Annotated in this window: 15 protein-coding genes and 1 tRNA gene; 7 read left to right on the top strand and 9 right to left on the bottom strand. The window is 37.1% G+C overall.

All coding sequences use genetic code 11. The annotated features are described in order from the left end of the window. Positions 1-9 precede the first annotated feature (9 nt). Together BUL40_RS00390 and BUL40_RS00385 are read left to right on the top strand one after the other, a co-directional pair. A complete protein-coding gene (locus BUL40_RS00390; protein ID WP_141239623.1) occupies positions 10-1,992 on the top strand; it encodes a hypothetical protein in 1,983 nt (660 codons plus the stop codon). Beyond that, complete coding sequence (locus BUL40_RS00385; RefSeq protein WP_080317626.1) at positions 1,976-5,974, top strand: DUF2194 domain-containing protein; 3,999 nt, start codon at positions 1,976-1,978, stop codon at positions 5,972-5,974. Before BUL40_RS00390 ends, BUL40_RS00385 begins: the two co-directional genes overlap by 17 nt. Here the strand turns inward: BUL40_RS00385 and BUL40_RS00380 are convergent. From BUL40_RS00380 to BUL40_RS00365, 4 genes are all read right to left on the bottom strand, one after another. Beyond that, positions 5,971-6,450, bottom strand: coding sequence for a hypothetical protein (locus BUL40_RS00380; RefSeq protein WP_010518721.1), 480 nt, complete (start codon positions 6,448-6,450; stop codon positions 5,971-5,973). The two genes, BUL40_RS00385 and BUL40_RS00380, sit on opposite strands and share 4 nt — an antisense overlap. A 73-nt stretch (positions 6,451-6,523) precedes the next feature. Next, complete coding sequence (locus tag BUL40_RS00375; RefSeq protein ID WP_080317625.1) at positions 6,524-9,742, bottom strand: VPS10 domain-containing protein; 3,219 nt, start codon at positions 9,740-9,742, stop codon at positions 6,524-6,526. A gap of 134 nt (positions 9,743-9,876) precedes the next feature. Next, positions 9,877-10,635: an SDR family NAD(P)-dependent oxidoreductase gene (locus BUL40_RS00370; RefSeq protein WP_080317624.1), complete on the bottom strand. Its 759-nt coding sequence runs from the start codon at positions 10,633-10,635 to the stop codon at positions 9,877-9,879. Positions 10,636-10,659: 24 nt separating this feature from the next. Next, positions 10,660-13,878: a S41 family peptidase gene (locus BUL40_RS00365; protein WP_080317623.1), complete on the bottom strand. Its 3,219-nt coding sequence runs from the start codon at positions 13,876-13,878 to the stop codon at positions 10,660-10,662. Between the two features lie 175 nt (positions 13,879-14,053). On the opposite strand from BUL40_RS00365, the gene BUL40_RS00360 reads away from it, so the two are divergent. From BUL40_RS00360 to BUL40_RS00350, 3 genes are read left to right on the top strand one after another with little or no spacing between them, the layout of a single operon-like run. Then, positions 14,054-16,096, top strand: coding sequence for a S9 family peptidase (locus tag BUL40_RS00360; protein WP_080317622.1), 2,043 nt, complete (start codon positions 14,054-14,056; stop codon positions 16,094-16,096). After that, a complete protein-coding gene (locus BUL40_RS00355) occupies positions 16,083-16,511 on the top strand; it encodes a hypothetical protein (protein WP_080317621.1) in 429 nt (142 codons plus the stop codon). The genes BUL40_RS00360 and BUL40_RS00355 overlap by 14 nt, the downstream gene beginning before the upstream one ends. A gap of 40 nt (positions 16,512-16,551) precedes the next feature. Continuing rightward, on the top strand, positions 16,552-16,971 hold the full coding sequence (locus BUL40_RS00350; RefSeq protein WP_010518715.1) for a DUF2141 domain-containing protein: 420 nt from the start codon (positions 16,552-16,554) through the stop codon (positions 16,969-16,971). A gap of 4 nt (positions 16,972-16,975) precedes the next feature. On the opposite strand, the gene BUL40_RS00345 is transcribed toward BUL40_RS00350, so the two are convergent. The 4 genes from BUL40_RS00345 to BUL40_RS00330 all read right to left on the bottom strand — a co-directional run bounded on the left by BUL40_RS00345 (position 16,976) and on the right by BUL40_RS00330 (position 20,326). Next, positions 16,976-17,116: a FeoB-associated Cys-rich membrane protein gene (locus BUL40_RS00345; RefSeq protein ID WP_095529361.1), complete on the bottom strand. Its 141-nt coding sequence runs from the start codon at positions 17,114-17,116 to the stop codon at positions 16,976-16,978. Then, on the bottom strand, positions 17,116-19,350 hold the full coding sequence (gene feoB / locus BUL40_RS00340) for a ferrous iron transport protein B (RefSeq protein ID WP_080317620.1): 2,235 nt from the start codon (positions 19,348-19,350) through the stop codon (positions 17,116-17,118). The genes BUL40_RS00345 and feoB overlap by 1 nt, the downstream gene beginning before the upstream one ends. 1 nt (position 19,351) lies before the next feature. Beyond that, positions 19,352-19,591, bottom strand: a complete 240-nt coding sequence (locus BUL40_RS00335) for a FeoA family protein (protein ID WP_010518713.1) — start codon at positions 19,589-19,591, stop codon at positions 19,352-19,354. A gap of 63 nt (positions 19,592-19,654) precedes the next feature. Continuing rightward, complete coding sequence (locus BUL40_RS00330; RefSeq protein WP_080317619.1) at positions 19,655-20,326, bottom strand: SCO family protein; 672 nt, start codon at positions 20,324-20,326, stop codon at positions 19,655-19,657. A gap of 153 nt (positions 20,327-20,479) precedes the next feature. Between BUL40_RS00330 and rseP the strand changes: the two genes are divergently transcribed. Both rseP and BUL40_RS00320 read left to right on the top strand, forming a co-directional pair. Continuing rightward, positions 20,480-21,835, top strand: coding sequence for an RIP metalloprotease RseP (gene rseP, locus BUL40_RS00325; protein WP_029511516.1), 1,356 nt, complete (start codon positions 20,480-20,482; stop codon positions 21,833-21,835). 69 nt (positions 21,836-21,904) lie between these two features. Continuing rightward, positions 21,905-21,978, top strand: a tRNA-Asn gene (locus BUL40_RS00320). 107 nt (positions 21,979-22,085) lie between these two features. On the opposite strand, the gene BUL40_RS00315 is transcribed toward BUL40_RS00320, so the two are convergent. Continuing rightward, positions 22,086-22,601 carry a hypothetical protein gene (locus tag BUL40_RS00315; RefSeq protein WP_080317618.1) on the bottom strand — a complete coding sequence of 172 codons (516 nt, stop codon included), beginning with the start codon at positions 22,599-22,601 and terminating at the stop codon, positions 22,086-22,088. Positions 22,602-22,613 lie beyond the last annotated feature (12 nt).

The raw sequence follows: 22,613 nt of genomic DNA, 5'->3' as shown, positions 1-22,613 counted from the left end.
GAATAACGAATGTTCGATAATTTTTTGATAGCGCCTTTTAGACTTATCCTATTGTTATTAGGCTTGTTGGTGGTACATCAATTTGCGGTTAGGCAACATTTACAAAATTATACTTACTCTTATTTTGTTAGACGTACCGCAATATACGGGGCTGCATTACTACTGGGTATGTTTGTTTTAGTACAATTAAACATGTATAGCACGTTTACCCTAATCTTATTGTTATTTGGTATTTCTTTCTACAACTACTTTAAAATTGGTTCACTAATAAATCCTAGAGGAAAAGATAAAAATCTAAAAAGGCGTATGCTGATTGCTTTTTTTATTTTCTTAGAAAAGCGGGAACGTAATTTAAAAAAACTATGGCATAAAGAACTAAAAAACTATATGCCGAAACAATTTCATAGACCTACCTTGTTATTATTGGGTATTGGTTTTGTAGCCATTCTTATGCGGTTTGGTTATGTAGGTTTAGATGGTTACACCTTATCTAAATCTTGGTTAGAATCTTTGGATATCGTTAAAAATTTTGATGCTAATTTTTGGCTAATAGACGACTACCGTGTGGTAGGAGAGTTGGCACTTGTAAACGTGTATGCAAAATTAACAGGTATAAGTAAGGAGATGGCTTTATATACTTTTGGTCTTATAGAAGCCTTTATGCTTTGCGCCGTAATTTTCTATTTAATTGCAACTTTTACGGGATCTAGATGGCGATTACCTTTTGTAGGAACTATGTTTTTTGCAACAGTTTTTTATTTATTGCCAGTAAACCCCACTATAATTATGGAACATTCTCCTATTTATTTAGGATTGTTCTTTGCTTTGATATTTTTTATTTTTCTGTGCAGACCAAAAGAAATAGCACATTTTGAAACAAAATATTTTTTGGTTCAGTTCTTAATGGCTAGTGCGGTTGCATTGATTAATTACTACGTTCTATTTATGCTAATGCCAATTTTATTGGTGGCGTCCTTAGTAGATTTTGGTAGGAATAAAAAATATATTTTAAAAAGCTTTCTATCCTATCTACTGGCTATTCTACTTATGGTGGGTATAAAACTTTTGGTATGTTATATCAGGAAAATAGATATATATTCTTTCTTTACTAGTAACATTTTAAGCGTAGATACATATTCTTATTTTCCATCTTTGTTGGTAGACTTTAACACTTTATTGCTACTCTACCAAATCACCGCCAGTGTAGGGCTTTTAGGACTTGTTTTCTTACGGCTGAATAAGAAGAATATTGGACCTAATTTATCTTTTACCATTTTCTTTTTATTAGCATTTAATATTAGTGTAATTGGCTTTAAATGGATGGATATAGATTTGTTTTTTAAAGCACTTACGGTACTTTATCCTATACAATTTGCAATTTCATTATTTGCTATTTTAAGGATTTTGGATATGATTTTACTTAAGAAAACCGCTTGGGTAAAATTTAAAAGAGTTAGTACAATAGTTGTCTTGGCCTTTTTAACCATTACTACCTTAATGGTAGATGTTACCAATACTTATTCTGCCAAAACGGGAGAGTTAAAAAAAGAAATTGTAAACCTGTATGATAAGTTGTACCAAAATCAATTTCAGAACAGTTACGTAGTTGTTAACAATTACTATGGTTATAAGCTAGCACAAAAGGAGCATCTGTTCTTGTCACATCAACAATTTGTGGCAGAATATGCCAAAAGAGATTCGGTTTTTCATGCTAAGAAAGCCTTAGGAGGTGCGGTTAAAATTAAAGATGATGAGATTCTTCCAGAAAGTGTTTTTGTTGTGCTTACCAAAGAAAAATCTTCAGAATCCTTGTTTCATACCCAAGAAGAAACTTATACAGGTATAGAGACCTTACTTAAAGACCTCAAAGCAAAAGGGCGTACCGTAAAAACCTATCAGGAAACAGAACACTTAAAAGTTTTAGAAATAATAAATGCGCCTAATCTTAGTGGCATTAACGAAATGATATTTAATTATGACCAAGGGATTTAAGTTTTTATGTCTTGTTTTGGTGTTGGTTTATGGTTGTCAACCAAGTAAGGATTTGCAAAAAGATTGGAGTAGGGTTAAACGTAATAATTCCAATCCCGTTTTAGCTTATATAGGTCAAAAAAGCAATACGTATACCAATTTGGCAAAGGTTACAGATTATGCAAAGTTGCCCTTAACAACAATTGGTAATGATCAATTTAACCTGACCACAAAAATACCCAACTCGGTAAAACTACTCTGCGTTTCAAATACATTTGAGTTAAATGAAAGAGCTATAGACACCTTACATGCTTTTGTTGCCAGAGGCGGTAGTCTCTTTTTGGTAAATGTTAATGCAGATGAACGCATGGCATATTTAATGGGTATGGATCCTACGTACAAATTAAATAGGGATGTAGCTGCTAAAGGCTATTTCTTAAAGGAAGAATTATTTCCGGAAGCTAAAGGTAAAGTTCATCCAGGATTAAATTATGCTCACAACGGTTTTGCTGCAGACAACTTTAAAGATGATTTAAAAGTTTGGGTAACCGCTAAAAACAATAAAACTTACCCTTTAATTTTTGAGCATAAGATTGGTAGGGGAAAAGTGATTGTGCATAATACGGACGATAACTTTTACAAGGTTTCTAGGGGTGTATTGTTTTCTAGTTTGTTGTTAGGTTTAGAGGGTATGCCTTACCCTGTTTCTAATGTGGCCAATGTACATTTAGATGATTTTCCTGCGCCTGTATACAATATATACAAGGAACCTGTAAAAAGCAATCAGAATATTACCATGTCTAAATACTTTACAGATGTTTGGTGGCCAGACATGTTGGCTTTGGCAGAGAGGCTAGAGCTTAAGTATACCGCATACCCAGCTTTTGATTACAATTACAATGTAAAGCCTCCCTTTATCTTTACAGAATGGGAAGCCAATAGGTTTAACCGTAGCGGTTATGAAGAAGAAATAAGTAATTGGTTTGGTAGGCAGTTGCTAAATAACGGTCACGAACTAGGTTTGCATGGTTATAACCATGTTTCTTTGACCAAGGAAGAATGGCCCAATCCGGATTATATGGTTACGGCATTGAACTCGGCAGAAAAAAAATGGAAAACGGCAAAATTTGGCGCATTGCCGGTTTCTTATGTTCCTCCATCTAATGTTATTGATAGTTTAGGGTTGGCCAAGTTAGAAGAAGCGTTCCCTACCTTAAGATACATGCAGAGTCAATATTTTGGAGATTTTGATAGGGGTAGTAATAGGGAATATGACCCGGATAGATGGAATCCCCATTTTTTTGATTATCCTAGGATAAGTAGTGGTTTTGAAATTTCGGACGATTTAAAAATTGAGATTCATTCTTTGTTTTTATTTACTGGAATCTGGAACCACTTTTTGCACCCAGACGATGTTTTTCAAATACCAGATGGTTCTAATAAAAAAACAAGTGGTCATTACCGCTATAGAAATGCCAACCAGCTACCTTGGCGAACTAAGAATGGGAAAAAGGGTTTGTATGAAACTTTTGAAGAAGAGTTATTATCATTTAAAAGTAAATACCCTTATACCCGCTTTGTTACCGCTAAAGACGGTTCTGAGTATACCATTAAATGGCGCTACGCAAAATATGAACATACAGATGAGGATGGTGTGCATATGGTATTTTCAGACAGTTATGGTCAAGAACAAACAGAGCATTTGTGGTTTGCTTATGTACCAACGGAAAAGTCTTCTAAATTTGAACAAGAATTAACCGGTAATATTCTAGAATTCACCAAACTTCCCATTTTAAATGGTCATTTATACCAAATTAAAACTCATGATCCGTTTATAGCCGTAGGCAAACTTAAAGCTAAATCAGGAGAGGATGATGCTACTGTTGTTGCCAGAATTGCAGCAGAAAGAAAAACCTTTACAGAATTTAAATTTCAGTTTTTGCCCTTAAACATGAAATTAGAAAAACTGGTAAATACAGGAGAAAACTTTAAGGCCGCAGAAGAAATGGAGAAACATGTTACGGCAGGCAATAAATTAACAGTCTCTCTTTGGAAAAAATACGCGGATTTAATGTTAGGCGCCAACAAACAAGAGCGCATGTGGGATTATTTTGATAAGTATTTTAAAACTTCAGAAGATTCTGCCTTTTTGCATAATGTACTTTCAATTGGCCAAGAACACGGTTACAATAATATGGCCGTACAAAAACTTTGGTTTGATAGGATGCTTAAGACCCAGCAAGGCAGTACAGATTTTTTAAATGAATATATAGCTGCTTTTTACTCAGATGACAATCTAAAAAATATTAAAGAAGCATATAGGCAATTAAGCAAGGTTTCAGCTAATGGAGCAAACCAAAAAGCATACATAAAGTTTTTACTGGATAATAAAGAAGCTGACTTAAATACAGCTTTGGCAACTATTGAACCTTGTGAAGAAAATTACAAGGAAATGGCAACAGAATTGGCTTGGTATTATGCTGATGCCTTGGATTATTCCAATGCTTTGGCCTGGGCGTACTGTTCTGAAGCTATAGATGGGGATACTAGAGATTTTTGGTTTTTAAAATCTACCCAATTTGAAAAATTAAAAGAATCCAACCCAGCAGAATATTACGGTATTTTAATTAAATCTGATGAAAATAGAGCTTATGCTGAGCTTCTAAATAAATCTTATTGCGCCAAGGAACTTGTATCTATTGCCGATAAAATAGCAATACTCTTTGGAAATAGGGAAAATTACACGGGAGCCTTGGCATGGTCAGACTGCGCAACAACCGTACCCGTTAAAGATTTGCTTACTTGGAATTACGAAGTAAGGCGCTTTACCAAAATGAGGCGTGTCTATCACAATTATATGGATTTACATCCAGAAGATAATGAAGTACGTTATCATATGGCTACTCTGCTATTGTATATGGGAGATTTGTCTCTTGCTTCAGAAATTGCAAATGAAATTGCAAGTGGAAAAAATTACATTGAATTACGGGGCAAAATCAATAAAAATATAGAATACCTTCCCATCAATGAACAAATGTTTTTGGTAGGTAAGTATCCTAAATTATTTAGTGATAATACTAAAACAGAATTAAGGTCTAAAGAGCGACTTTTAGAAGGCCACGATGTTTTTTTCAAGAGCAACTCAATGAATGATAGGTTAGACCCAACGGTACTCAACTTTAAGGGAGGGTATAATCTTACGGATAATAAGAATAATATTCATGCTTTGGCAGGTGTTAGAGGTTTTGTATACCCCATAAACTTTATAGGAGATACGCTAGATAATGAGGAGCGTAATTTACTGGGCTTGGAATATATTTTTAAGAACGATAGGAACAAGGAATACGATTTAACCTTTAGGGCAAGGATAGAAGGGGATAACTTTAACAATACATTTTTCCACGCTGCTGCCAGCATAAGTTTTGCAAAGGAAAAAAACTTTTATAGCAATAAACTGAGTTTTAATCCAGTCCCTACAGGACCAGGATATGTGCGTGGAATTTATATGGCAACAGCGGAGAGTTATAATGAATTGATGTTATTTCCAAAACTTACCCAAGTAATTAACCTAGAGGGTAATTACTTTACGGATGCTGCTTTTATGGCTACGGGCACGGTAAGGACAACCTATAACGTGTTAGCTGTAAATGCCAATTGGCAATTGGGGCCATTAGCAGAGGCATCTTATGGTATTGCAAGTAAGGACCAAAGAGATGGTTTTCCGTATTGGTTAGCAGATAAACGTTTTATTGGTGGTGCGGGGGTACATCTTATAATTGGTAAACAAGACGACAAATTTTACTTGGATAGCAGCGCAACTTATTTTTATGAAAATCAGAATCAGCCAAATTTTGAAAGGTACTTGGCCAACCTTAACGCTAATATTGGTAAATACTTTACAGTAAGTGCTGGGGCAGAATTTTATACCATAGAAAATTTCTTTTCTAATGCTTTTAACTTAGGATTTACCTACCATTTAAAACCGTTTAAGTATAACTTCTAAAAAGACTTAAGATCTTCTAGTAATAGATTTAAATCGTATTGTAAATCTTCATGTAGGCCGCTTATTTTTTTTTGGGCCAAGGCAAGTTGCCTTTCATAAGTGTTGGTTAGCACCTTATTGCGTTTAATGGAAGGCTTCATGGTTAATAGCTTTTTGCAGAAGTACAATAACAGTTCGGCTTCGGTTTCTTTTTTGCCAGAATACCTAATGTTCTTTTTTAATCCTTTTACTATTTTTCTAACACTTTTTTTAATGTAGAAGTAGCTGGTAGTGTTTATCTCTGCAAACTGATTATCTAGCTGTTGTTTTACTGTTTCCATGTAGCCGTCTTCATCATCTGCGTAAAATAAGAGATAGGTAATAAGTTCTTTATTTTCCAACTTAAACCGCCCCAAACGTAGACAAAATTGTAAAAGTTCTTCACGGTCTAGATGTTGCAATTCTTTTTTTAGTTGTGCAAGGGTAGCAGCTTTCATAGGTTAAAAATAGACAAAAGAAATCCCCTTCTTTTAAAGAAGGGGATTTTATTTAAAGTTGGCTTTACCGGTATTAATCTTCTATTGGTGGCGCTCCAATAGCCGTTAGTTGTTTTTCTAATGCCGGAATTTTTGCCAAAGCTGTATTTACTTGAGGTACTATGGTATTTAACTGTTTAGATGCCCTGTCAATTGCTTTGCTGTGATTGCCTGTGGGCCCATAAGTGGTACCAAGGGCTCTTCTGCCCAAATACCTTGCATCGTTAGGTGTTGGTGCTTGGTTGGCGCCTACTTCGTCCTTACTCTTACTTCCATTCAATTGAATTTCTAAATCGTTTAATTCTTTCTTAAGATTATATAAAGAATTTGCTAGGTTACTGGGTTGGCTGTCTGCCAACAAGAACGCTCTTTGCATGGCGTCCAATCTTTTCTGTGCCTTATCTAACTGTAAATTCGTTTTATTTAAGCGTAAAGTAAATGCCTCATAACGCTCTTTGAATGCAATTCTTTCCGTGTCAGAAATACCTTTTAAGGCAGGCTCTAACAACGGTACAACTTCAAAGTTTTTTGGACCTGCTAATTCTACTAGGTTTCCATCTTGCATTTTAGCAAGACTAACTGTGTATGTCCCCGGTAAAACGGCTGTTCCTCCAAATTCCCGGTTAGGTTTTTCTAAGGGAACCATAGCTTTGTTGTTAGTAGATAAATCCCAAGTTATTCGGTTAAATCCTTTCTTTGGTTTTGTGGTTAAGGTCTTTACAACATTGCCAGACTTATCTTTTATGGTAAATAAAAGCATTACCCCATCTTCCAAAGCTTCAGCATCTAAGGCTTCCCAACCAGGAAAAGGGATGTTCTGCTTGTTTTTAGATAACTCTTTCTCGGTATCCTTACGTAGACCTTCCAACGTTTTGTATTCGTCTCTAATAAAATACGTAAACGTGGCACCGTATTTAGGGTTTTCTGCAACATATTGGTTGGCTCCTTGGCTGCTAACATCATCAATTTGATTGTACCAATAGGCTTTTCTGGTATCAAAAAGTAAGGCTTCATTATTGGCTAAATCCGCTGTATTTAAATTTCTTAATGCGCTATAATCATCTAAAACAAAGAAACCACGACCAAAAGAAGCACCCACTAGATCATTTTCTCTTCGTTGAATAGCTATATCCCTAAACGAGATGGTAGGTATACCGCCTTCTAGTTTTATCCAATTGCTACCACCATCATTGGTGAAATAGATGCCGAATTCGGTGGCCAAGAACAATAGGTTTTTATCTACATGATCTTGTGCCAATCGCCAAACCAATAGTTTGCTGGGTAGGTTGCCAGTAATAGATTTCCACGTTTTACCGGCATCTGTACTCTTGATTAAGTAGGGTTTAAAGTCGCCATTTTTATGGTTATCCAAGGCGGCATAAACGGTATTGGCATCATGTAAATCTGCTCTAATATCATTTACAAACGCATTCGCAGGCAAACCTTTTAAATTTTGGTAGTTAAATTTACGCCAGTTAGCACCACCATCTTCAGAAACTTGAATAATACCATCGTCTGTGCCAGCATATAATAAACCTTCTTGCAAAGGCGATTCTGCTAAAGACGTGATGGTGCTGAAGGTAGACATTGCCTTTAAATCCCAAGGGTTGTCCCAGCTTTGTAAACCACCCATTATAGGTTGTTTAATACGCTCAAGGCCTTTGGTTAAATCACCCGATATGGCTGTCCAATCATCTCCTCTATTATCTGAGCGCCACACGCGGTAAGAGGCTACGTAGATACGCTTGGGATCATGGGGGCTAACTAGAATGGGGGCGTCCCAATTGAAACGTTCGTATGGTTCACCTTCACCAGCTTGTGGTTGTATGTAAACACTTTCACCAGTTTTATGGTCTATTCTAAATAATGTACCTTGTTGAAATTCACCATAGGTTATGTCCGGATTGCCAGGCTCAATAGCAGACTGATGTCCATCTGCCCCTAAAACCTTCTTCCAATCACGATTTAAAATACCAGCTTCGCGCATGGTTCTTGAGGGTCCTTTGTGGGAGCCATTATCCTGGGTTCCGGCATAAATATTATAAAAGGGCTCAGAATCATCTACTGCTAATTTATAATATTGGGTTATTGGCAGATTGTCAAAATAACGCCATGTTTCGGTGTCATCATAAGTTTCGTAGAGACCTCCATCAGAACCCATTAAAATGTAATTAGGGTCGTTCTTTTTAAAGGCCATTGCATGCACATCGCTATGTGTTTTATTCCTGTTCATTCTACGGTAGGTTTTACCATGGTCATCAGATACTAAAACATAATTGTTCATTAGGTAAATTCTACCATCATGGTGTGGATGGGCGTATAGCTCTTGATAGTAATGCGGTCCAGTTCCTCCAGAAACCATATCCGATTGCTTACTCCATGAACTTCCTCTATCTCTAGAAATAAATAAACCACCTTTGGTGCGGTCCAGTTCAATAGCCGCATAAATAATATCTGGGTTAAAAGGGGAGATGGCCAATCCAATTTTACCTAGGTTCGATTTAGGTATACCGTTGGTGAGTGCTGTCCAGGTTTCACCACCGTCTGTACTTTTATGTAAACCAGAACCAGGACCACCGCCCATGTAAGCGGCAACGGTACGGTGTCTGTCCCAAGTTGCGGCATATAATACATCTGGGTTTCTAGGGTCTATTACTATATCAGTAACACCTGTCCATTCTTCGTTTCCTAATGTTTTTTTCCAAGTAGTACCACCGTCTGTAGATTTGTACAGACCACGTTCCCCACCTTTGCTCCATAGTGGACCTTGGGCTGCCACCCAAATGGTGTTAGAATCTTCTGGGTGAACAATAATTTTGGATAAATGCTCTGTTTTGGAAAGACCCATATTTTTCCAGGTTTTACCAGCATCTGTACTACGGTAGATGCCATCTCCAAAACCAACATGGCGACCACCAACGTTTTCACCAGTACCTACCCATAAATTATGTGGGTTGTTAGGGTCTATGGTAATACAGCCAATAGAATAGCTTGTTTCATTATCAAAGATTGGCTCCCAAGTGGTGCCTGCATTGGTTGTTTTCCAAACCCCGCCAGAACCAACGGCAGCATATATAATGCTTTCATTTGTAGGGTCTATAGCGATATCTGCCAAACGCCCAGAAGTAAATGCCGGACCAATATTTCTAAATTTTAAACCTTTTAAATTTTTGGAAGACAAGGCGCCTTCATTTTCTTGGGCCGTAAGTAGTAAGGTAAAGCCCAGAAATAGGAGTAGTGTAATTTTTTTCATTTTCTTGAGTCGGTTATTATGAGAATTAAGCCAATAATTTACAAGCAATTATGTAGGGCTGCAATAGATGCCACTCACTTTAGCATGCTATTGCTCCGTATTAATAAAATTTTAACGAATTAATTCAATTGTAGCTAGTTACGGAGGTAACTGGCCCCATTTACATCTATTATAGTACCAGAGGAATATTCCGCCCCTTCTGAAGCCAAAAATAAGATAGCATGGGCCACCTCCTCCGGTTGCGCCATGCGTTTAAAGGGCGATTCACGCAAAAGGTTTTCGCGTTCTGTTGGTGTAAGGGTAACCGCGGCCATTTCGGTCTCTGTAAATCCTGGAGCAACCACACCTAGGTAGATTTTATGCGGGGCTAACTTTTTGGCCAAAGACTGACTCATAGCATTTAAGGCTGCCTTGCTGGCTCCATAAGCGGGTTTGGTAGGTTCTCCTCTAAAAGCTCCTCTAGAGGATACGTTTACTATGCGGCCACCACCGGTTTGCATCATGGCTTTAGCTGCACAAAAAGTTAGGTTAGCGGCAGCAAATAAATTGGTTTTAAAAGTTGTTTCCCACGCAGAAGACCATTCGTCTAAATTTACCTTATCTACTTCATGAAAAATTGAAATGCCAGCATTGTTCACCAACACGTCTAGTTGCCCATAGATACCAATAAATTCTTCAATTAATTGCTCACAGTTTTCTTTTTCAGAAATATCTTTTTGAAACAAATAATGGCCCTCTCCAGGTAAGTTATCCAATGTTTTTTGAGCCTCTTCTTTGTTGGTTTTAAAATTGATGCCTATCTGGGCGCCCTTTTGGGCAAAGGCTAAAGCGGTTGCTTTGCCAATGCCTCTGGAGCCTCCTGTTATCAATACCTTTTTATTTTGAAAATTCATTTGGATTAAAAGTCAATTTTGTGCTTACTGTTTTACTCTAATTGGATATGTTGGTGTTACCGTCTTTTTGATGGGTTTATCTTTAAGTTCTTTAAGGACTATTTCTATTGCTTTTTCCAATTGTGGGTCATGCCCTTTAATTACTAATTCTGGTAGTTGTTCCACATCTACATCTGGAGCAACCCCTTCGTTCTCTACTCTAAAACCTTTATCAGAATAGAACGCTACATTGGGTGCGGTAACCACCCCACCATCTATAAATTCTGGATAACCCAATACACCTACAAGACCACCCCATGTACGTTTACCTACTAAGGTTCCCAATTCAAATTTGCGAAACATCCATGGTAAATAATCGCCACCAGAACCGGCCATTTCGTCTATCAACATTACTTTTGGCCCTTGAATAGAGGCGCTGGGCGATTTTAAATCTTTTCCATACCTAAAATTCCAATGTGCTTGCACGGGTCTTTTAAGAATGTCTATATAATAATCTGCCAACTGTCCACCGCCATTGTAGCGTTCATCTATGATAATAGCTTCTTTATTGGCTTGTGGATAAAAATATCTTTTAAAATATTCAAATCCTGCTTTCGCGGTATTGGGCACATAAACGTAAGCTACTTTTCCATTTGTAGCTTCGTGTACCTTTTTCATATTACCTTCTACCCAATCACGGTTGCGTATGGCCCATTCTGTAGCCAATGGCGTTACTTGGTAAGTTCTGGCATTACTGCCATCTGGCGAGGTACTCACTTTTAAGTCTACCAAGGTGTTGGCGGTGTTTTCAAAAAAGCGGTATAAATTATCGGTCCCCAAAACATTTTTACCGTTTACGGCTAGGATATAATCACCTTGGTTTACATGTACTCCAGGTTCTGTAAGAGGCGATTTTAGGTCTGGTGTCCAGTTAAGGCCGCCGTAAATTTTGGTTATCTGATAGCGATTGTTGTTTACTTGGTAATCCGCACCTAGTAATCCGCCCGATATATTTTTGACCTCATTAAACGCATCTCCTTCCCGATCAAACCTATGGTGCCCCACGGCCAACTCACTAAACATCCATCGCATTACGCGGTACAAGTCATCTTTGCAAGAAAGGTGTGCCAAAAAGGGTTCGTATTTCGCTTTCATGGCATTCCAATCTGCTCCATGCATTCCCGGGTCATAAAAATAATCTCTATTAACCCGCCAAGCTTCGTTAAAGATATTGTTCCATTCTTCTTGCGGATTTATTTTTACAGTGATGTTGTTTAAGGGTAAGGGGCCATTTTCAGCTTTTTTACCTAAATCGGACACAAACCAAGAGTTACTGCTGTTATAAAACATTTTTTTACCTCCGCTGGCTACCTCAAAATAGTCTAAAGGAAATTGTGCTTCGGCCTTCCGTTCGTCAAAGGTAAATTTGAAGAGTTGGCGTTCCCCGTTGAATATATCAGCAGAAACATAAAATAATTCACCCTCATTAGCCAAGGCAAGGTTACGGTAAGAACCTGTTTCAATGGGCAGCGCAAGCATTCTATTTTGTAGGCCATCCCAATCTATTTTCAAGGTTTCTGGTTTTTTTGTTTCCGCAGCTTTGTTTTCACCTAATTCAACATCGTTTTCCTTTTTTAAGGGTGAAACAACATCTTTTTGAAGGGTTAAAAGGTATATAGTGTTGGTACTTACTTTGTCTTGGTTAGATTGGTCAAACCAATTAATTACAGGGCCCGCATCCGTAGAAGCTAAAACGTACATGTACTTTCCACTAGGGTCAAATTTAGGTTCCGTAACGTTGGCAAGTCCATCGGTAAGTTCGTAAGATTTGTTCTCTGCTAAGGAATATAAGAAGGCTTTTTCAAAATTGGTTCCAATAATCTTGGTGTAGGCTATCCAGTTAGAATCGTAAGACCAATCACTAAAAAGCTCTCTTAAGTCGCCCGGTATAAACAATTCGTCTTGGTCAATTTTAGTAGTTTTAGTGGTGGCTATATTGGTAACATATAGGTTACGGCCATTATCTACATAGCTTACCATTTTACTGTTAGGAGACCAATGCAGATTGCCGTAAAACCCTGTACCATCTAATTTTATTTTTTTGATGGTACCTGTGGCTACGGTTTGCACATGCAAAGCATACTCACCAGAGGCATCAGATAAATAGGCAATAGTTTTGCCATCTGGCGACCATGCCGGAAATTTTTCATGCACGCCTGGAGTTTGTGTCATATTCTTGATATCTCCTTTTTCTGCGGGTAGGGTAACCACCTCTCCTCTAAAATCTAGTACCACTCTAGCCCCAGAAGGCGAGATACTACCAGAACGAACGTAGTTTTGTCCTGAAACATAACGTTCCCTTAGCTCCAATAAATCCGTAGTTATAGTTATACTTAATTTGGTGTCTTTACCCGTATTGGTGTCATAAATATGCAACGTTCCAGCATGTTCGTAAATAATTAAGCCTTTATGCATTTTAGGGTCTATAGCAGGAAAGTCTGTATAATCTGTTAGCTTGGTAATTTGTTTGCTTTTGGTGTCATAACCAAATAAGTTAAACTCGCCATCGCGGTCGCTTCTAAAAAACACCTTGTCGCCATACCATTGTGGTTGTACATCGTTACTGCCGCCATTAGGTTTTGGAATTTCTGTAATCTTATGCGAGTCAATATCATATATCCATATTTTAGAAATACGGCCACCTCTATAGTGTTTCCATTGGTGAAAGGCATCAAAATAGGGGTTGTAGGCCAACTGTTGCCCATCCTTAGAATAGGTGGCCCAAAAAGCATTAGGTACATCTAGTGCTGTAGTAGCACCACCTTCAACAGGCACGGTATATAATTTAAAATAGCGGTTGGTATGTGTATTTCTTCTAGAAGCGAATAGTACTTGTTTTCCATCTGGGGTAAAATCTCTTACTAAATCGCGGTATGGGTGGTACGTTAGTCTTTTGGGTACGCCCCCAGTGGCAGGTACAATATAGACGTCATGGTTGCCATCATACTCCGCATTAAAGGCAATCAAACTCCCGTCCGGTGAAAAAACCGGATTGGATTCTATGCCTTTATCAACAGTTAATCTTCTAGGATTGCTACCGTCCTTATCTGCCACCCATAAGTCTTGGGCATAAATAAACGCTATTTGCGTATCGCTAATAGCTGGTTGATGCATTAATTTAGTTTCTTGGGCAATGCCTTGATTTAAAAACAGTAATTGTAAGGGCAGCAAAAGAAAAGCTGCTTTAAGTTTGGTGTAGTTCATTTTTTTAAGTGATGATTATGATAGCTACAAGATACGGGTTTACAATAAGTTTTTAGAATGGGTTATTGAAGTATTAAATTTTAGATTTTGCGGCGAGAAGGAAAGCAAGGTATACCCTGTGTTTTGACTATATCAACAGTTTCATTTACCTTTAAAACCAACTAACAGACCAACAATGAAGAAACTTCTTTTTATTTCGTTTTGTTTTTTATTGAGCACGTACGGATCAGCCCAAAAATCAAAATTTGATTACTTAGACATTTTTCAATTACAATACGCAACCGATCCTGAAATTTCGCCTAATGGCGATTGGATTGTTTACAGGAAAATGGGTTTTGACATTATGAAGGACCGCTCTTTTGGTAACCTATGGCTTTTAAAATCTGATGGTAGCGAGCATCAAAAATTAACGGTTCATGAAGGGTCTGAGTATGCTGCAAGTTGGTCTCCCAATGGAGATAGAATAGTTTATGGCAGTGCTACGGACGAAGGTTCTGAAATCTTTATGTATTGGGTAAAAACCGGGAAAACGGCCAAAATTTCTCAATTGCCACATAGCCCAAGTAGCATAACGTGGTCTCCAGACGGTACCCAGTTGGCATTTTCTATGAACGTACCAGAAAAAGCTCCGGTATTAGCAAAATTGCCCGCAAAACCTGAGGGGGCAAAATGGGCAAATATGCCCAGAATTACAGATAGGGTGTATCATGAGGCAGATGGTAGGGGTTACATAGCGCCTGGTTTTAATCAGTTATTTGTTATGCCGGCAAATGGAGGTGCCGTAAGGCAAATAACCTCTGGTAATTGGCATCACCGGGGTAGCTTATCTTGGAGTAAAGACGGCTCTAAAATTTATTTTTCTGCCAACCGGGTGCCAGATTGGGAATATCGTTTTAGAAATAGTGAGATTTATTCGGTTGAGGTAAAAACCGGTATTATCACAGAATTAACCCAGCAAGATGGCCCAGACAGTAACCCGGTGGTTTCTCCAGATGGGAGTACCATTGCCTATTTAAGTTATGAAGATAAGTATGAAGCCTATCAAATTAGACAAATTCACTTGATGGATGCAGACGGAGGTAATAAGCGCAAATTGGCATATAATTTAGATAGAAACATTTCGGGTATAGTTTGGTCTGCAGACAGTAAGGGTTTGTATTTTAATTATGATGATAAAGGAAACGGTAAAATAGGTTATGTTTCCTTAAACGGTAAGGTTTCAAAAATTGCTGATAACAGAGGGGGTACTACTTTGGGTAGGCCTTATGGCAGCGGTTCTTTTTCTGTTTCTAAATCAGGAGCTATTGCTTATACTTATACAACTCCAGAATTTCCGGCAGAAATTGCCTTGTTGACCAAAAAGGGAAGCCTTAACACCCTAACACAATTAAATAAAGCCTTATTAGATTTTAAAACCTTGGGTAAGGTAGAAGAGGTTTGGTTTAAATCTACCGTAGATGATAGAGATATACAAGGTTGGGTGGTATATCCGCCAAATTATGATGCATCTAAAAAATATCCATTTTTGGTAGAGAATCATGGCGGCCCCATATTAAATTACGGAGACCGTTTTTCTATTGAGATGCAACTGTATGCGGCCAATGGTTTTGTTGTGTTTTACCCAAACCCCAGGGGCAGCACTAGTTATGGGGAAGAATTTGGTAATTTATTATTGAATAATTATCCAGGTGATGATTACCAAGATGTAATGGATGGGGTAGACTATCTTATAGAAAAGGGTGTGGCACATGAGGATAAACTGTATGTTACCGGTGGGTCTGCCGGAGGCATCATGTCTGCATGGATGATAGGGAAAAACAATAGGTTTAAGGCGGCGGTAGTAGCTAAACCGGTCATGAATTGGATTAGCAAAACATTAGTGGCCGATAATTATTTTGGGTATGCAAATTCTAGATACCCTGGCCAACCGTGGGAAAATTTTGAAAATTACTGGAAGTTTTCCCCGTTATCCTTAGTTGGAAATATAGAAACTCCTACTATGGTTATGGTAGGTATGAACGATTTGCGTACGCCTCCGTCTGAGGCAAAACAATTATATCATGCCCTAAAATTGCGTAAAATAGAAACGGTTTTGGTAGAAATACCAGAAGCGAGCCACGGTATTGCCAATAGACCCAGTAATTTAATTTCAAAAATTGCACATACCTTAGCTTGGTTTAATAAGTTTGAAAACCCAAAGGAAAATGCAGAAAGGTAATTGGATTTGGAACATTTTAGTAGTGTTGGCAGTGGTGGTAAGTATTGCTGCTTTTGCCCTACATTATCAAAACTATGTATCTATAAAAGCAGATGAATTAAAAATTTTTAGTGGAGTTTACCGAAAAAATGTGCCGTTAGATGCAGTAGACAGTTTATATCTGGTAGAAAAATTTCCAAAGATGGAACGCCAATCTGGATTCTCATGGTTAGCAAAAGAAAAGGGTGTTTTTAAAGATTCTCTTTATGGAACCAAAACCTATGTTTTTGTAGATGATTTAAACCAGACTAAGATAAAAATGGTTTATCAAGACTCATTGGTACTATATTGGAATACGGCAGATAGTTTAGAAACAAGACGCTGGTATGGACTTATTAAAGAAAAATTAGCGAGAATGAACAATACTTTGGAATAACTATTGTTAGCGTATATAACCAAGAAATAGCAATGCTACTATGATAAAGTTTAAGTTATTACTTTTTGCCTGTGTATTTTTTGCCATAACACAAGGGTATGGCCAAGAAGTAGAGGTAGAAGTACACAAAGTACCATCAGATAAGGGTAATATTAGTGTAGCGGTATATAAGCAAGAAGAAGGTTTTTTAAAAGAAGCCCATGTTTATAAATACAATAAGATGCCAGCTGTAAAAGGGGTTACCAAAGTAAGTTTGGAAAATATGCCAGAAGGGGAATATGCCTTGGCTATTTTTCATGACGAAAATGGCAACGACCGCTTAGATATGAATTGGTTGGGTATTCCAAAGGAAAAAGTGGCATTTTCCGTTGGTAAGATGAAAACATTTGGCCCACCTAACTTTAAAGAATGTGCTTTTTTACACCAAGGCAAACATACCAAAATAGTGATAGAACTATAATAAATTACGAACAACCACAATCACTATTGCCACAGTTTTTAGGGTCTTTCTTGGAGTTAAAAAAGGGCAGGGGATATAAAAATTTGTTTACCAAATAGGCTAAGGCCAATATTAGGATGAGCACGGCTACTATAGTTTGTATCATTATTTTAAAATTTGGTATGCCGTAAAGGCTGTTACGTAGGCAATAGCACTCATAAATAACAATTGGTAAAGTGGCCATTTCCAAGAGTTGGTTTCGCGTTTTACAATGGCCAATGTACTCATGCATTGCATGGCAAATGCATAGAACAACATTAAAGAAACCCCAGTTGCTAAATTAAATAGCGGTTTACCGTTGGCGTTTACTTCGGCGGCCATTCTATTTTTAATAGTTTCCTCCTCGTCACTACCTACACTGTATATGGTGGCCAAGGTACCTACAAATACTTCTCTTGCGGCAAAAGAGGTAATTACAGCAATGCCTATTTTCCAGTCATAACCCAAGGGTTTCACTATTGGCTCAATCGCTTTGCCAGCTTGCCCAATAAAAGAGTTTTCCAGTTTAAAACTAGCAATTTCCTGTTCTACCAATCGGTCATGTAATTCTACATCTCTTTCTTGCAGGGCTGTTCTAATATTGGTTAAATCAATTTTATCGTTTTTAGAAAGTGCGCTGTCTTTTAATTGATATTTAAATGCTTCAAGGTTGTTTTGTAAATAATTCTTACTGTAGGCGTTAAAGCCCTCGTTATCAATCCTTTCTTTGACTATCGTTTCCGCATTTTTAAATTCATTGGACCAGCCATAGCTGCCTAAGAACCATAAAACAATAGAGATGGCTAGAATAATTTTACCGGCACCTAGAACAAAACTTTTAGTTTTTTCTACCACCGTATAAAAAACATTTTTGAACAAGGGCAAGCGGTAGGCAGGCATTTCTATCATAAAGAGCGATCTACTCTTAATTTTCAAGATTTTATTTAAAATCATGGCAGAGCATAGACTCATAACAAAACCTAGTAAATAGAGCCCCATTAGAGTAAGTGCTTGATAGCTTAATCCTATAAACCTACCCTCTGGGATTACTAAGGCGATTAGAATTAAGTAAACGGGCAAACGTGCGGAACAAGTAGTAAAAGGAACAACTAGTATGGTTATGAGCCGTTCTTTCCAGTTTTCTATTGTTCTTGTGGCCATTACGGCAGGTATGGCGCAAGCTGTACCAGACATTAATGGAACAACACTCTTACCACTAAGCCCAAACGGACGCATTAATTTGTCCATTAAAAACACTACCCTACTCATATAGCCAGATTCTTCTAATAGGGAAATAAACAGAAATAAAAAGGCAATTTGTGGTATAAATATGACTACCCCTCCAATACCGGCAATGATACCTTCTGCCAAAAGATCGGTTAATATACCGGGCGGTAGGGTATTCTTGGTCCAATCTGCCAATGCCGCGAATTGCGCATCTATAAAATCCATGGGATAACCACTCCAGTCAAAAATGGCTTGGAAAATGGTTAAAAGAATAGCGAAGAAAATGAGATAACCAAAAAATTTATGCGTCAGTATTTTATCTAGACTGCCACGAAACCCTTTAGCTGTTCTAAAATCTTTTTTATACGTTTCTTTAAGAATTCCATTTATGAATTGGTAGCGTAATACCGTCTCTTTATGTTGTAGGCGTTTTAATTCTGTTTTTGATTTAGCCTTGAACTCATTAACGGATGCTGCGGCATTACGCTCAATGGGCATAAAGTTTACATCTTGTGTAATAACCAGCCACAATTTATATAAGTCTTCTTTAGGAAATACCTCTTTTAAATTTTTAAAGTATTCTGGGGCAATAACCGCCGTATTGATGTTTGGTTTATTAGAAAGTTGTTTGTAATTGGCAATTAGTTCTTTTAAGCGGTCTATGCCAAATCCTTTTCGGGTGCTAACTAAGGCAATCTTGGTGTCTAGGCGTTGTTCCATAAGTTCAACATCCAAACTAATGCCCTTACGGTCCATACGATCGGCCATGTTAATAACCAGAATAGAAGGTATTTTTAAATCTTTAATTTGTGTAAACAGTAAAAGATTTCTTTTCAAATTTTCAACATCGCTAATAACTACCGCAACATCTGGATAATCCTTATCGTTCTTGTTAAGCAATAATTCTACTACTACACTTTCATCCAAAGAAGTAGTATTTAGGCTGTAGGTCCCGGGCAGGTCCAATATATAGGCTTTTACCCCTCTAGGTAGTTTGCAGATACCCTCTTTCTTTTCTACCGTTATGCCAGGATAGTTGCCAACTTTTTGTTTTAGACCTGTTAGCTGATTAAAAACGGAGGTTTTTCCAGTATTTGGGTTTCCAATTAAGGCTACGTTTATGTTTTTACTCATTTTACAGGGACTCTTCTATTAGCTCTAACTCTATTTGTTTGGCAAGAGCTTTTCTTATAGCAATGTGTGAGCCGTTAACGTTAATGTATATTGGGTCTCGTAAAGGGGCGGTTTGCACAAGTTCTATTACATTACCTGGTAAGCAACCAAGTTCTAATAGTTTTATAGGGAGTAAATTGGTGGTAAACTCTTTTATGATGCCTTTCTGTCCTTTCTTAAGTGTATCAACCGTCGTTAACAAAGCTTATTTAGATTTAATATAAGTAAGAGCAAAAATACAGTAAAAAAAAGACACTAAAGAGGATTAGTCCTTTAAATAAGAACTTTTTAGAATTTCAATATCACCTAATAGTTTATCTATTTCCTTTGGGTTGGTACCATCATAAAAACCGCGAATGCGTCTTTCTTTATCTACCAAAATAAAATTTTCGGTATGTATCATATCATAAGGGCCACCATCGCCATCGTTTTTTACCGCTAAATAAGACTTGCGTGCCAAGGCATATATTTGTTTTTTATCGCCTGTTACTAAATTCCATTTGCTATCGTCCACTCCTTTTTCAAGAGCATATTTTTTTAATTGGGCAACAGAATCTATCTGGGGGGTAACCGAGTGGGATAGTAGCATTACCTCTTCGCCAATTTTATCTTGAATTGCCGCCATGTTCTTGGTCATAATAGGGCAAATTGTAGGGCAGGTAGTAAAGAAAAAGTCAGCTACGTAGATTTTACCTTTATAATCTTTTTGTGTAATGGTTTTTCCGTTTTGATTTACCAGGGAAAAGTCTGCTATGGTATGGTACTTTTTAACATCTAGCAAGGTGCTATCTACCAATTCTGGGTTTACCATGTTGGGTTGGTAAACAGGAAGTCTTTTTTCCGGTTTTAAAGCATTGTACATGAGATATAGTATAATCACCGATAAAATGCCTAGAACGATAAAGAATTTTTTGAATTTGGAAAAAAACTGTAGCATTTAGCAAAATTAAACGGGAACATGCTATTAATCAAACCAGTTGAGCGGTAATTCTTGCCAATTCTTTCTTAAAAACAATTGCTGGCTGTTGACCAATGTTTTGTAAGCTCCTTTAAAAATGTACTTTTGTTGGTTTTTAAGAGATAAAAAAATATGAGCCCCGTAGTTATACAGATTATACAATTCTTTCTAAGCCTTTCTATTTTAATTGTTTTGCATGAGTTGGGACACTTTATTCCAGCAAAATTGTTTAAAACCAAAGTAGAGAAGTTCTTTTTATTTTTTGACGTAAAATTCGCTTTGTTCCAAAAGAAAATTGGAGAAACCGTTTACGGGATTGGATGGTTGCCTTTGGGCGGCTATGTAAAAATTGCTGGTATGATAGACGAAAGTATGGATACCGAAGCAATGAAAGAAGAACCAAAACCTTGGGAGTTTAGAAGTAAACCAGCATGGCAACGTTTAATAATTATGCTGGGCGGGGTTACCGTGAATTTTATACTAGCTGTTATAATATATATTGGTCTGGCCTATAAATACGGCAAGGAATATATTCCTATGGACAGCTTAAAAGACGGTATTGCTATTGTAGAGCCTACCATAGGGGACAAAGCAGGGCTTAAATCTGGTGATAAAATTTTAGCGGTAGATGGTGAGCCCGTAGAATCTTACGGCAGTTTAATGCTTGAACTTATTAATGGAAATTCGCTTACCATAGAAAGGGACGGACAAGTAATTGAAAAGGAGCTACCGGTAGATTTTATTTCTACACTTATTGAAGACGAGGATAAAGCAAGGTTTATCTCTTTGCGTTCGCCTTTTTATGTAAAAGACATTTCTAAAGGTAGCCACAATCAAGGTATAGATTTGCAAAAAGGTGACCACTTACTTGCAATAAACGGTGAGCCGGCAGAATATATGGATCAGGTGGCACCGTTATTAGAAGCGAACAAAGGGAAAGAGGTTACCCTTAGTTTAAAATCAAAATCAGGGAAGACCAAAAACGTTGTGGCCAAAGTTTCTGAAGAAGCTACTTTAGGTTTGGGTCTACAACAGTTTACAATGGAAGAGTATGAGCAGATGGGTTATTTTAAAGTAGCCACTGTTAAATACGGATTTTTTGAGGCCATACCAGCGGGTATTAACCAAGGTGTGGAAACTTTGGGCAACTATGCCAAGAATTTAAAAAAGATATTTAATCCTTCTACGGGGGCCTATAAGGGTGTTGGTGGTTTTAAGGCCATTGGTAGCATGTTCCCAGAAACATGGGACTGGAGGGCATTTTGGGCCACAACCGCGCTTATATCTATTATTTTGGCCTTCATGAATGTATTACCAATACCTGCTCTAGATGGGGGGCATGTAATGTTTTTACTATACGAAATGATTTCTGGAAGAAAGCCAAGCGATAAATTTTTAGAATATGCACAAATGGTTGGTTTCTTCTTATTGATTGGTTTACTGTTGTTTGCGAATGGAAACGATTTGTACAAAATGATTTTTAAATAAATTGATGCATTTTTTCTTTGTAGTATAAAAAAGAAAAATTTATATTTGCACCCGTTTTGAATGAAACATTCCTCCTTAGCTCAGTTGGTTAGAGCATCTGACTGTTAATCAGAGGGTCCTTGGTTCGAGCCCAAGAGGGGGAGCATTAAATGCCTAGTAGTTATTGTAATTACTAGGCTTTTTTATTTTCGCATTATTTTTTATCCAACATTTTATCCAAGAAATTTAGATATAGATTAGTTTTTAAAGTTTACCATTCATTATTTGGATTATTTAATTCGAAAAGTTGATTCAAATTTGCGCTAATTATATCGTCGTCTCTCTTTAAAAATGAATTTCTAAATTCTCCTTTACTGTTTAGGGCATATTTTTCTATTGGCACTCTCGTTCCAACTCCATTGCCCAAAATATTTATTTCAGTGTTACTAATAAAGATTAAGTTTTTTACCGTAATTCTATATCGTTTTTCTTTAAACTCGACTAAGACAAATCCAGTTATATCATCAGTATACATATAAAGACTTCCTTTAGAATCGCTGATTTTTCGGTTAAGCAAGAATTGGTTGATGTTTGCGGTTATTTGGTTTTCTGTTTTTGTTAAATCATAAAAATGTCCAGTTTTAACCATTGCATTATAGACTTCATCGATGCTATTGTTATTGTTGTATATTTTTTGCCAAATCACTTTTCCATTATTTACTTCGATTGTTTGACTCATTACAAACATGAATGCTAGTTGAATGATTATGAATGTCAATTTTTTCATGATTTGAAGTAT

It is taken from the genome of Croceivirga radicis (assembly GCF_002072105.2).
GTDB lineage: Bacteria > Bacteroidota > Bacteroidia > Flavobacteriales > Flavobacteriaceae > Croceivirga > Croceivirga radicis.
Note: the sequence above shows the minus strand (reverse complement) of the source record. Positions and strands in the feature narration are given on the sequence as shown.